Here is a 13,413-nt window from a genome sequence, read left to right as displayed (position 1 = left end):
CGCTATGCCTTAACATAGCGTCCTTTATCACAAGACAGATTAATCAAAAACCGCGATTTTGCCGTCGGCTTGGCTAGTCAGCACGATATGGGCTTTTTCTTTGGCAAAGATGCCGTTAGTTACCACGCCGGCGATATTGTTGATTTTTTGCTCCAAGACGGCAGGTTCGCGGATATCCAGATAATGCACGTCTAAAATCCAATTGCCGTTATCGGTTACCACGCCTTCGCGCCAGCGCGGTTCGCCGCCTAATTTAACCAATTCTCTCGCCACATAGCTGCGCGCCATCGGAATAACTTCCACAGGCAGAGGGAATTTACCTAATACGGGCACCATTTTCGAGACATCGACAATACAGATAAACTGTTTCGCGCAAGCCGCGACGATTTTTTCGCGCGTCAGCGCCGCACCGCCGCCTTTAATAAGGCATTTGTTCGGATCGACCTCATCCGCGCCGTCAATATACACGTCGATAGGGTCGCAGGCATTCAAATCGCTGACATAATAACCGGCGGCTTTTAAGGCGGCGGCGGAAGATTCGGATGCGGCGGCAATTTGCTTGAATTGCATGCCCGAACGTGCCAATGCCTCGATAAAGCATAAGACGGTCGAGCCGCTGCCGACGCCTAAAACGATACCTTCTTCGATATATTCTAATGCCTTAGCGGCAACTTGCTGTTTGAGCGCTTGCTGATTCATTCTTTTATCCGTCTAAAATTAATTTTATGACTTGACCACACCTGTGAGGTATCGCAAAATTGCGGCAAATCTTACATCAATATGAAAAATATGTCAGCTTACCTCGAAAAAATCCTCACCGCTCCGGTTTATGACGTGGCTATCGAATCGCCTTTGGACAATATGCCGCGTCTTTCGGCGCGTTTAGGGCATCAAATTCATTGCAAACGCGAAGATTTGCAGCCGGTTTTTTCTTTCAAATGCCGTGGCGCCTATAACAAAATGTATCATCTCACGCCGGCGGAAAAGCAAAACGGCGTAATTTGCTCTTCGGCGGGCAATCATGCGCAAGGCGTGGCTTTGGCGGCGCAGCGTTTAGAGATTAAAGCGGTGATTGTGATGCCGCAAACTACGCCGGCGATTAAGGTCGATGCGGTGCGCCGCTTGGGCAGCACATGGGTGGAAATCGTTCTGCACGGCGATTTTTACGACGAGGCTTCGCAAAAAGCGCATGAATTGATGCACCGACACGGCTACACCTATATCCATCCTTTTGATGATGAATACACCATTGCCGGTCAGGGCACCATCGGTTTGGAAATTCTGCGCCAATATCCACGCAAAATCGATGCGGTATTTGCGCCGATCGGCGGCGGCGGTTTGTTCGCCGGTATTGCCGTTTTGATTAAATCCCTGCGTCCCGACATCAAATTAATCGGCGTCGAGCCTGAAGACGCGGCTTCGATGACCAATGCCATCCGCCGCGGCGAACGGCAAATATTAGAGCATGTCGGTATTTTTGCCGACGGTGTGGCGGTCAAACAACCGGGCGAGCTGACCTATTCCCTCATCCGCCAATATGCCGATGATTTCATTACGGTCAGCACCGACGAAATCTGCGCGGCAATGAAAGATATTTTTGACGACACGCGCGCGGTGGCAGAGCCCAGCGGCGCGGTGGCAACTGCGGGACTAAAAAAATGGGCGACGCAGCAGCAGGTACAGGGACTGACGCTTATCAGCATCATCAGCGGCGCGAATATGAATTTCGACCGCCTGCGCTTTGTGGCGGAACGCGCGGAAATCGGCGAACGTCGCGAAGGACTGCTTGCCATTACCATTCCCGAACGCCCCGGCGCTTACCGCGCCTTTTGCGCCTTATTGGGTCGCGACGCCATGATTACCGAGTTCAACTACCGCTACCAAGACCACAACCTTGCCAAACTTTTTGTCGGCTTACAACTGCACAGCGGTGCCAAACAATTGGCGCAATTTGTCAGCACCTTGCAAGAGGCGGGCTATACCACCGAAGACCTCAGCGACAACGAGCTTGCCAAAGAACATTTGCGCTATATGATTGGCGGCAGCGCCAATATCGACAACGAATACCTCTTCGCCTTCGGCTTCCCTGAGCGTCCGGGCGCATTGATGCACTTTCTCGACACCTTGGGCGCGGATTTCAACATCAGCCTCTTCCATTACCGCAACCACGGCTCGGATTACGGACGCGTGCTATGCGGCATACAGGCACGAGACTATGCTTCGTTGATTCAGCATCTTGACCGCATCGGCTTCGACTACCACGAAGAAACCCACAACCCCGCCTACCGTCATTTTCTCGCCCCTTAAGGAATAATTTACATGATCATCTCTAGCCTACCGAGTGCATTCGGACTGATTATGGGCATCGTCGCCCTGATTTTTTACACCGCTAAACTCGAGCATCCTTTTTGGCGGCGTTTTTACGCCATCTTCCCCGCCATCGTGCTCTGCTGCTTTATTCCTGCGACTTTCAACACCTTAGGCACATTCGGCGAAGGCGTCGGCAGACAAATCTACGGCTTTGCCGCCACCTATCTCTTGCCGGCGGCATTATTCCTCATGACGCTGTCCATGGACGTACCCAAACTCTTGGGACTGGGCTGGAAAGTGCTTGCCATGTTTTTTGCCGCCACGCTGGCGATTATGCTCTGCGGGCCTTTGAGTCTGTGGCTCTACTCCCTCGTCAATCCCGAAGCCTTTCAAGACGATACCCTATGGCGCAGCTTTTCCGCCGTTGCCGCCAGCTGGATCGGCGGCGCAGCAAACCAAGCCGCCATGAAAGAAGTCTTTGCCGTTGACGACACCATGTTCGGCATCATGATTTTAGTCGATACCAGCAATGCCTCATTATGGCTGCTCGCCATTTTCATTCTCGCCAAACATCAGGCTAAAATCGACCGCTGGCTGAATGCCGACACTACCGCCATCAACCGTCTGATTAGCGCCGTCGAATCCTATGAAAAAGAGCATGCCCGCATCACCAGCCTCAATGATTTGCTGATAATCATTGGGCTGACCTTTGCCGCCGTCGGCATCTCGCATCCCTTGGGCAAAAGCATCGCCCAATACTTCGGGCAATTCGCGTGGACAAAAGACTACAGCCTCGATAATACTTTCTTCTGGTCGGTCATCAGTATTACCGTCATGGGCATCAGCCTCTCCTTTACCCCTGCCCGCACGCTCGACCATGCCGGCGCGGGCAAAATCGGCACCGCCTTTATCTTCATCCTCATCGCCGCCATCGGCATGCAGATTGATTTACGCGGCGTGATTGCCCATTGGCAACTGCTGTTAGTCGGCACCTTATGGATTAGCCTGCACGTCGGCATTATCTTCCTGATTGCCAAATGGATACGCGCACCGCTGTTTTATCTCTGCGTGGCATCCAATGCCAATACGGGCGGCGCTTCTTCCGCACCCATAGTCGCCACCGCCTTCCACCCCGCCCTTGCCCCTGTCGGCGTCTTGCTCGGTATTTTAGGCTATGTGGTCGGCACCGTCGGCGGCTACCTTTCTACTCTGATGATGCGCTTTGTGGTCGGCAATTAGCTTAAAAAAGCCGGCTTTACGCCGGCTCTGTTCACTGAGCAAGACTGTCCTGCTGCAGAAAATCTTTTACGCCGCAATAAAGGCGGTTAAAAGAAAGATTGAAATTATTACTGTCGGTATCGATGCGCATATCGGCAATGCCTTCGTATAAACCTAGGCGCTCATCGCGCAAATGCTGCAAACGCTCGCGTTTATCCGGTGCATGAATCAGGGGTCGGTTTTTATCCAAGCCGATGCGTTCCAATTGCCGTTCCACCGAAACGTCCAAGAAAACCACCAAAGGCTGAGTCATAATCAGGCTGCGGTTCTCAGGCGTGATCACAATGCCGCCGCCGCAGGCAATCACTGCATCCATCGGCGCTTCCAAGACCTCTTTCAAAGCCGCATGTTCGCGGCGGCGAAAACCCGCCTCGCCTTCGCGCTCGAAAATCAGCGGAATATCGGCGCCCGAATTTTTAATCACCACATGATCGGTATCAAAAAACTGCCATTTCAAGCGGCTTGCCAAGCGCTTGCCCAATGAGGTCTTCCCTGCCCCCATCGGTCCAACCAATACAATTTTGCGAAACACGGTTTTTCCCAGAAAATCAAAGCGCCTATTATAGCGGCAATTATTGCTGCTCGCGTAAAAGCAGGAGAATCTGTTTCAATCCGCTGCCGATGGCACGGGTAAATTTTTCCACCTCATTGATTTTGCTTCTTTTATGTGTAATCACGAAATCACAATAATTACGACTGGCATTGTAGCTGACCGCCAAACCGTTTTCCTGCGGCGGCGCAAAGACCAATTTGCCTTCGCTGTGATGATTGCTGGATTCAATCGTCGCCACAAAAGGATTGAGCAAAGTCAGCAAACCTTCGTCTTGCAACAAATCAATCTGCACGCCCTGCACTTCGCCCATATAACGCATCGCCAACCAGAAGCCGTTAATACCGCCGCCGTTTTGGCTCAATTTGACGCGTTTTTCATGAATCTGCACTGCTTGCTGCAATTGTTTGACGCTAAGGCGGTGCTCCGCCAAAGCATATACGGCTTCTAAAGAATCTTTGGTCACGGTAGCAATGGTGTCGCTGCGTCCGTGGTAAAAATGACGCATATCCAAAGACTGACTGGTATGGCGCACCTCGCCGTAGGTAATAAATTGGGCATATTGCAGCAGCAATTGAATCACGCCCGATAAGGAATAATTCCTTAATAAGCGTTTTTCCTCATCGGTCATGAAAACGTCATACATGCTGACCATCAAAGTTTCGCTTTGGCGGCGAAATAGCGTTAAGGCTTCATAAAGCATCCCGTAAGTGCCGTCGCTGCCCTCGCCCTTGCTGCCGTTTTCCGCGCTGTTGCGGCGTCCGTCAATCATCCAATTCAAGGGCGTCAGCGATAAATTATCCGCCAATTTATTTTTGCGCGGATATTGCGCGCTTTTATCCAATAAACGCTGCCCTAATGCCAGCATATCCACCGCCGCCGCCGCATCGAGAAAACTATGGTCGAAATGCAGGAAAAAACGGTCGTCTTTCAAATAACAGACATAATTGAGCGGTTTATGCGCCCAATAATCGTCGCCCTGTCCGAAGGCGGCATTAAAAAAGGCTTCGCTTTCGTCCAGATAATGCACATTGTCTAAGGTCAGCACAAACCAAGCGCGACTCAAAGCCTGCATGATTTTGGCATTTTCATCGCGACACAGCAGCTGAGCGCGCACTTCAAGAGCAATCTCGGCAGGCAGAAGCGAAGGCGTGGTAAAGGGCACGGTTTTCTCCACCTGCGTTTCCTGCAAGATTTCATATAAGACGTTTTCCAATTGCGCCGCATTCGCCAAATCGCCCTTGCCGTCCATTATTTGCACTTTCCAAGCATGTCCCTGATATATCAGCACGATATGGGCAGGCTCATCTGCTTTCGGCTCGTACACCACCACCTCGTCTTTCTGGGCATTGGGACGACGCACCGCGCCTTTAAGCACTTCCCATTGCGCCAAGCAATATTGCTCGCTACCCAATCCCAATTCCGCCAATTCCTCCTGCAATTTTTCCGGCTCGCGCAAATACAATTGATGCACCCGCGCCATGGCAATCGCAAAATGCGCCACGCGTTTCAAACCCGTTTGCGGCGCTTTCCAATCGATTTTGAGAGTTAAATTATTATTGCTGAAGGGCAAACTCTCGCGATTGAGCAAAAACTGACGCTGCCATAATGCCATCAACCATGATTCGGGCGCTTTGGCCTGCGCTTGCACCAAGAGCGCCGTATACAGATGCTCGCCGTCGCGTTTGGCAAACACATCTACCGCTTCCTGCGTTTTGGCGTAAACCGCCTCGTCCACCAAGGGCGCAAGCCAATGTTTGAGCCGCTCGATCGCAGTCGACAAATCCGGCAAAGGTAGGGTTTGCATGTTAATCCGCCTCTTCGTTTTCCAAGTCTAAGCGCTCAATTTGCTGATAGCCTTTGGGCAGCAAAACGCCTTTGCTGCCGCGTTCGCCGCGATACTGCCCGCGTTCCTCGGCGCGGATGCGCATTTTTTGCTTGGCGGCAAAGAGCAGAACATTTGCCTGCGCCGGCAACAGCACAATATGATTCATGCGCAAGCCTTCGGCAAATTGTTTTTTACTGATGCCGATAATTTGATTACCCTTGCCTTTAGCCAATTGCGGCAATTCTCTCGCAGGCAGAATCAGAGCGCGTCCTGCATTATTAAGCGCTAAGATCTCATCTTCATCGCTGTCCAATGCCTGCAAACTCAATGCCTTTGCCTCGCCTGTGTTAATTAAAGCCTTGCCGGTTTTGGTTTTGCTGAACAAATCCGCGCCGCTCACAATAAATCCGCAGCCGTTATCCGCCGCCACCACATATTGCCCCGCTTCCTGCCACAGACAGGCGGCAATGATTTTGCTCCCTGCCTCAAGGCTCAGCATACTGCTCAAAGGTTCGCCGTTGCCGCGTGCGGAAGGCAGATTCGCCATCGCCAAGGTATAGCAGCGACCGTTATCGGCTAATAAGCACAGGCTTTGATTGCTTTTCACCGCCAATTGCAGCAAAAAGCCGTCGCCGCTTTTATAGCTTAAAGCCGCCCCGTCAATCTGATGCCCTTTCGCCGCGCGCACCCAGCCCATCTCGGATAAGACAAAAGTCAAAGCCTCACTGGGCAATAATTCGCTTTCGTCCAAGGCTTGCGCCGCCTCGCGTTCCACCAATAAGGTGCGCCGCGCATCGCCGTAAGCCTCCGCATCGGCGGCCAATTCTTCGCTCATCAAGGCATGGCGCGCCGCCTGATTGCCGATTAGGGCTTCTAATTGCGCTTTTTCGCCTAACAGCGCTTCCTGCTCCTCGCGGATTTTCATTTCTTCCAGTTTCGCCAAATGGCGCAGACGCGTGTTTAAGATCGCCTCCGCCTGCCCCTCGCTTAAGGCAAAGGTCTGCATCAAGACCGCTTTAGGCGCCTCTTCTTCGCGCACGATGCGAATCACTTCGTCCAAATTCAAAAAAGCAATCAGCAAAGCCGCCAAGACATGCAGACGCTCTTCCACCGCCTGCAAACGGTGATGCAGACGACGCAGCACGGTTTGCTCGCGAAAGACCAGCCATTCCTGCAAAATCTGCTTCAAGCCTTTCACCTGCGGCTTGCCGTCCAAACCGATCATATTGAACTGAACGCGGTAGTTTTTTTCCAAATCGGTGGTGGCAAACAAATGCTGCATCAAACGCTCGCTATCCACGCGCTGCGAACGCGGCACCAGTACCAAACGCGTCGGCTGCTCATGGTCGGATTCGTCGCGCACATCTTCTAGCCACGGCAGCTTCTTCTCCTGCATTTGCTTGGCAATTTGCTCCTGCACCCGCGCGCCCGAGACTTGATAAGGCAATTGCTCAATCACGATATTGCCTTCTTCCAGCACATAGCGCGCCCGCAATTTCACCGAACCGCCGCCGCTTTCATACAAACTGCGCAAGTCCTGCGCAGAACTGATTAACTCGCCGCCGGTGGGATAATCCGGCGCCGGCACATATTGCATCAAGGCCTGCGTATCCAAATCGGGATTGGTCAACAAAGCGCGGCAAGCCGCCGCTACCTCGCGCAGATTATGCGGCGCAATATCGGTACTCATACCCACGGCGATGCCGCTGCCGCCGTTAAGCAAAATATTGGGCAAACGTGCCGGCAACTGCGCCGGTTCCTGCAAGGTGCCGTCAAAATTCGCTGTCCATTGCACCGTTCCCTCGCCTAATTCCTGCAACAAGGATTTGGCATAAGAGCTTAAACGCGACTCGGTATAACGCATGGCGGCAAAGGATTTGGGATCATCAGGACTGCCCCAGTTGCCCTGCCCGTCCACCAAAGGATAACGATAAGAAAAAGGTTGCGCCATCAAGACCATCGCCTCATAGCAGGCCGTATCACCGTGAGGGTGATACTTACCCAAGACATCGCCCACCGTACGCGCCGATTTCTTATATTTCGCCGTCGCACTCAAGCCCAATTCGCTCATCGCATAGACCAAACGCCGCTGCACCGGCTTCAAACCGTCCGCCAGACTCGGCAAAGCGCGGTCTAAAATCACATACATGGCGTAATTCAAATAAGCCTGCTCGCTAAAGTGCTGCAAAGACTGCTGCTCATCGCCCGGCAGCATAAGAGAAGTATCAGACATCACAAAGTATCCAAATTATCGGCAATATCGCCGTTGCTTTCCAACCAGTCGCGGCGGTCGCCGCTGCGTTTTTTCGACAAGAGCATATCCAGCAATTCCACATTTTCCGCGCTGTCGTATTGCAGTTGCACCAAGCGGCGCGTATCGGGATTCATCGTCGTCTCGCGCAATTGCGGCGGATTCATTTCACCCAAGCCCTTAAAGCGCGTCACATTGATTTTGCCTTGAAAACCGTCGCGCTGAATCTGACGAATCAGCGCTTCTTTTTCGCTGTCGTCCAGCGCATATTCCACACGTTTACCCGCATCAAGGCGGTATAAAGGCGGCATAGCGACATATAAATGCCCGGCGGCAACCAAAGCTGGGAAATGCTTGACCATAAGCGCGCAGATTAAAGTAGCGATATGCAGACCGTCCGAATCGGCATCCGCCAAAATGCAGATTTTGCCGTAACGCAAGCCCGATAAATCTTCACTGGCAGGATCCAAGCCGATTGCCACCGCAATATCGTGCACGGATTGGCTTGCCATGACTTCATCGGAATCTACTTCCCAAGTATTGAGAATTTTGCCGCGCAAAGGCAGGATAGCCTGCGTATGCCGGTCGCGTGCTTGTTTGGCAGAACCGCCCGCCGAATCGCCTTCGACTAAAAACAGCTCCGTCATGTTTAAATCTTGGCTGACACAATCCGCCAATTTTCCCGGCAAAGCAGGTCCCTGCGTGATTTTTTTCCGCACTACTTTTTTGCCTTCACGCATTCTTTGCTGAGCATGGCTGATGGCCAATTGCGCTAAGGCTTCACCGAATTCGCTGTGCTGATTGAGATACAAGCCAAATTGATCGGTAATGACTGCCGCCAGCCAAGCGGCACATTGCCGCGAACTCAAGCGTTCTTTGGTTTGACTGGAGAATTGCGGTTCGGAAATTTTGACCGATAAGACGAATTGACAGCCGTCCCAAACATCTTCAGGCGAGAGCTTGACTCCGCGCGGCAGCAATTGGCGGAACTCGCAGAATTCGCGCAAGGCTTCCACCAATCCCGTACGCAGACCGTTGACATGCGTGCCGCCGCCGGTGGTGGGAATCAGATTAGCATAGCTTTCATAAATGCCCTCTGCGCCCATACCCGGCACCCAGCAGAGCGCCACATCGATTTCGCCCTGCTCTTCGTCTTGATAGCTCAGGGTATAGGGCTCGGCAGGCAGGCATTCTTGCCCTTGCAGGGCTTCGCTCAAATAAGCAAATAAACCATCTTCATAATGCCATTGCTGCTCGCTACCGTCATATTCATTAAAGAAACTCACTTGCAAACCGCGGCATAACACGGCTTTGGCTTTGAGGGTATGCAAGAGGCGCGGCAGAGAGAAATTCACGCTGTCAAAATAGCGCGCTTCCGGCCAGAAACGCACCGTCGTACCGCGGCGGCGTTTGCCAATCGCTTCCACTGCCTGCAAAGGCTCGACCACTTCGCCGTGCTCACAAGCCAATTGATAGCGAAAACCCTCACGCTCAATGCTGACTTCCAAACGCGAAGACAAGGCATTAACAACAGAAACACCGACGCCATGCAAACCGCCTGAAAAGGCATAATTTTTGCGCGAAAATTTACCGCCGGCATGCAGACGCGTCAAAATCAGCTCCACGCCCGAGACTTTTTCTTCAGGATGCTCGTCAACCGGCATACCGCGTCCGTCATCACTGACCGACAAAGAGCCGTCGCGATGCAAAACGACGCGTATGCTTTTGGCATAGCCTGCCAATGCCTCGTCAACACTATTGTCAATGACTTCCTGCGCCAAATGATTCGGCCGGGTTGTATCGGTGTACATGCCCGGCCGCACTTTAACAGGATCCAGCCCTTTGAGCAGCTCCAGATCCGCTGCGTGATATGCCATGCTTAGCCGCCGGTAGATATGCGCGAAGCCTTGCGATCTTGGCGTTGTTTGAGCAGCAATTCATGCTCGAGTTTGTCATCGCTTTGTACGGAGAAGACATCGCCGCTGGCTTGCAGCTCATCAGGCAGACGACGTTTAGACTGCGTACGCACGCGAATACGGAAATCGTTTTCAGAATGCACATATTTCAGGGCTTCATGATATTCGATTTCATCTTTTTCATATAAATCAAAGATAGAGCGGTCAAAACTAAAAACGCCGCGCTCCGCTTCGCCGCGCTCCAAGACTTCGTGAATCTTACCTACCTGCCCTTCTAAAATCAGCTGAGCGATATAAGGCGTGTTCATCATCATCTCCATTGCCACCACACGACCGCCGCCTTTGCGCGGCAAGAGGCGCTGAGTCACCAAGCAACGCAGGTTTTCCGATAAGTCGAGCTGCAATTTTTCGCGCTGATCCAGCGGGAAGAAGTTATAAATCCGCTCCAAGGCTTGTACGGAATTCGTGGCATGCAGGGTCGCCATACACAAATGCCCCGTTTCGGCGAATTGCAAGGCATAGCCCATGGTTTCCACATCACGAATCTCACCAATAAGAATCACATCCGGCGCTTCACGCAAAGAGTTTTTCAACGCTGCGCCATAGCTTTTGGTATCTACGCCTACTTCACGCTGAATGACCACGCTTTTCTTACTCTTGTGCATAAACTCGATCGGATCTTCCACCGTGATGATGTGATGTTGAGAGTTTTGATTGCGATGATCAACCATTGCCGCCAAGGTCGTGGATTTACCGTTACCGGTCGCCCCCACCATAATCACCAAACCGCGTTTGGCCATCGACAATTCGCGCAGCACATCAGGCTGCGGCAAATCCAAATCGTCCAATTCCGGAATAATCGCCGGAATCAAACGCAGCACCAAACCGGGCATATTGCGCTGCATATATACGTTAACCCGCAAATAGGTCACATCCGGCACTTCCACCATGATGTTTAATTCGTGATTATCGATAAATTCTTGATACGCCTCCGGGCGCGCAATGGTTTCAATCAGATTATAGACATCTTCCTGATCCATCATGGCTTTGGGCAAATAGTTCAATTGCCCGTCTAATTTCATGGCTACCGGCAAATTGGTATTGATAAAAATATCCGAGGCTTTCTTTTCGGCTGCGAAGGTAATCAATTTATTAAACCAAGAACGCATTTCCGCTTTTTCAATATTCATGCTGTCTCACTTATCAAATCAGAAGGATACATTAAGCCGGCACATTGTTTGATGAATGCGCCGATACGCTTACATAAAGTTGTTTTTATCATGCGCTTTAGATGCTGCCGTGGTGCGATCAATCGTGCCGCTGCGCACCAAAACCTGCAGAGCTTGGTCGAGGGTTTGCATGCCGTATTGCGCACCGGTTTGAATCATGGAATAAATCTGGGCGACTTTGTCTTCGCGAATCAGGTTTTTCACCGCCGAAGTCCCGACTAAGACCTCATGCGCCGCCACACGTCCGCCGCCGATTTTCTTCAACAGCGTTTGCGCCACTACCGCACGCAAAGACTCGGATAACATCGAACGCACCAATTGCTTTTCCTCGCCCGGGAATACGTCGATGATACGGTCAATCGTTTTTGCCGCGGAGCTGGTATGCAAAGTACCGAAGACCAAGTGTCCCGTTTCTGCCGCCGAGAGTGCCAAGCGAATGGTTTCCAAGTCACGCAGCTCGCCCACGAGAATAATATCGGGGTCTTCACGCAGCGCCGCACGCAGGGCATTTGAGAAGCTTTGCGTATCGCGATGTACCTCACGTTGGTTGACCAAGCATTTTTTCGACTCATGCACGAATTCGATCGGATCTTCAATCGTCAGAATATGCTCATGTTTATTTTCATTGATATGGTTGAGCATCGCCGCCAAAGTGGTGGACTTACCCGAACCCGTCGGACCGGTAACCAATACCAAGCCACGCGGCACATCGATAATATCTACAAATTTTTCAGGCGCTTTCAAATCCGCCAAACTCAATACCTTACTGGGGATGGTACGAAAAACCACGGCAATACCGCGGTTTTGGTTAAATACGTTGACACGAAAGCGCGCCACGCCGCGAATCTCGGTTGAAAAGTCCGCCTCCCAAGTCTGCTCGAAGCCCTTCATCTGCGCATCGGTCATAATCGCAAAAATCATATTGCGCAAATCCTGATTTTCCAAAGGCGGTAAATTCAAGCGTTTGACATCGCCGTCCACACGAATCATCGGCGGCAAACCCGAGCTCAAATGCAAATCCGAAGCACCTTGTTTTTGTGCAAAACGCAGCAAATCGTCTAGTTTAATGTCCGATTTAACCTCTGACATGAATAAATCCTTTTTCTTAAAACAACATATCACGGCTTCTGCCGTTTACGGCAAAACATGATACCATTAGGCGGGTATTTTCGCACCACAACAATTACGAGGATTCTATGGCACATACTCACCCGCTCCCCATGATCGGCTTTATCGGCGCAGGACATTTAAACGGCGCTATTATCAAAGGTATTTTAGACAATGAAGACAGCATCTTCGGCGCCGAACAATTGTTGGTTTCCTGCAAAGACCCCGCCAAAGCCAAAGTCCGCAGCGAAGCATTCGCCCTACCGGTACACACGGACAACCGTCATGTAATTGAAAAAGCGGATTATCTCGTTCTCGGCGTTAAGCCCGCACAAATGCAGATCTTATTGCAAGAACTCGCCGAATACGATTTATCCGAGAAAATCATCATCACGGTAGCTGCGGCGATTGACATTGCTTCCTACCGCAAAATTCTCGGCGATGAAGTCTGCATCATCCGCGCCATGCCGAATATGGCGGCGGCGGTGCAAGCCTCGCTGACCGGCATTTACAGCGATCAAGAACTCGACGAAGACTGCGAACACATCATTGAAGATTTATTTGCCGGTGTCGGTTCCATCGCATGGCTGGACGATGAAACCCAAATCGACGGCATCATTGCCTTATCCGCCAGCGGCATCGCCTTTTATTTCCGCTTTATGCAGGCGATGCGCGAAGCCGGCGAACGTTACGGCTTTGAAGGCGAAGAATTATTCGACATCATCAGCCTCAGCAGCCTAGGCGCCAGCACCCTGATGGTCGATAATCCCGAGGGCGGCAAATTCAGCGATTGGATTGAGAAAATCGCGCTCAAAGGCGGTACGACCGAAGCAGGACTCAAGCAAATGGATAATTCGGATTTCGACCGCATCATTGCCGATGCCATGCAAGCCACCGTTGAGCGCAGCCGCGCCATCGGCGAAGAGCTGACAAAGGATTGGTAA

At 51.7% G+C, this 13,413-nt stretch carries 10 protein-coding genes; 3 read left to right on the top strand and 7 right to left on the bottom strand.

What is annotated here, in order from left to right; all coding sequences use genetic code 11:
- Positions 1-39: 39 nt before the first annotated feature.
- Entirely contained in the window at positions 40-699 is a 660-nt protein-coding gene (rpiA, locus tag DYC63_RS06960; RefSeq protein ID WP_115218561.1) for a ribose-5-phosphate isomerase RpiA, read from the bottom strand.
- Positions 700-789: 90 nt separating this feature from the next.
- Here rpiA and ilvA point away from each other — a divergent pair, with 90 nt between their 5' ends.
- A complete protein-coding gene (ilvA, locus tag DYC63_RS06955) occupies positions 790-2,307 on the top strand; it encodes a threonine ammonia-lyase, biosynthetic (RefSeq protein ID WP_115218560.1) in 1,518 nt (505 codons plus the stop codon).
- Positions 2,308-2,319: 12 nt separating this feature from the next.
- On the top strand, positions 2,320-3,549 hold the full coding sequence (locus DYC63_RS06950) for a DUF819 family protein (RefSeq protein ID WP_115218559.1): 1,230 nt from the start codon (positions 2,320-2,322) through the stop codon (positions 3,547-3,549).
- 31 nt (positions 3,550-3,580) lie between these two features.
- Here the strand turns inward: DYC63_RS06950 and DYC63_RS06945 are convergent, their stop codons facing one another.
- From DYC63_RS06945 to DYC63_RS06920, 6 genes are all read right to left on the bottom strand, one after another.
- Positions 3,581-4,120, bottom strand: a complete 540-nt coding sequence (locus tag DYC63_RS06945) for a shikimate kinase (RefSeq protein WP_245888074.1) — start codon at positions 4,118-4,120, stop codon at positions 3,581-3,583.
- A 40-nt stretch (positions 4,121-4,160) separates the two neighbouring features.
- A complete protein-coding gene (locus DYC63_RS06940; RefSeq protein ID WP_115218558.1) occupies positions 4,161-5,945 on the bottom strand; it encodes a choline/carnitine O-acyltransferase in 1,785 nt (594 codons plus the stop codon).
- Position 5,946: 1 nt separating this feature from the next.
- Positions 5,947-8,199 (bottom strand): DNA topoisomerase IV subunit A, encoded by a 2,253-nt coding sequence (parC, locus tag DYC63_RS06935; protein WP_115218557.1) that lies wholly within the window; start codon positions 8,197-8,199, stop codon positions 5,947-5,949.
- Positions 8,199-10,094 carry a DNA topoisomerase IV subunit B gene (gene parE, locus DYC63_RS06930; RefSeq protein WP_115218556.1) on the bottom strand — a complete coding sequence of 632 codons (1,896 nt, stop codon included), beginning with the start codon at positions 10,092-10,094 and terminating at the stop codon, positions 8,199-8,201. Before parE ends, parC begins: the two co-directional genes overlap by 1 nt.
- Positions 10,095-10,096: 2 nt before the next feature.
- Positions 10,097-11,323, bottom strand: coding sequence for a PilT/PilU family type 4a pilus ATPase (locus DYC63_RS06925; protein WP_115218555.1), 1,227 nt, complete (start codon positions 11,321-11,323; stop codon positions 10,097-10,099).
- 69 nt (positions 11,324-11,392) lie between these two features.
- The gene (locus tag DYC63_RS06920; RefSeq protein WP_172459513.1) at positions 11,393-12,430 is read right to left on the bottom strand and encodes a type IV pilus twitching motility protein PilT; all 1,038 of its coding nucleotides are present in this window, start codon (positions 12,428-12,430) and stop codon (positions 11,393-11,395) included.
- 128 nt (positions 12,431-12,558) lie between these two features.
- Here DYC63_RS06920 and DYC63_RS06915 point away from each other — a divergent pair, with 128 nt between their 5' ends.
- Positions 12,559-13,413, top strand: a complete 855-nt coding sequence (locus DYC63_RS06915) for a pyrroline-5-carboxylate reductase family protein (protein WP_245888071.1) — start codon at positions 12,559-12,561, stop codon at positions 13,411-13,413.

Source organism: Suttonella indologenes (assembly GCF_900460215.1).
Lineage (GTDB): Bacteria > Pseudomonadota > Gammaproteobacteria > Cardiobacteriales > Cardiobacteriaceae > Suttonella > Suttonella indologenes.
This window is presented reverse-complemented; position numbering and strand designations above follow the sequence as displayed.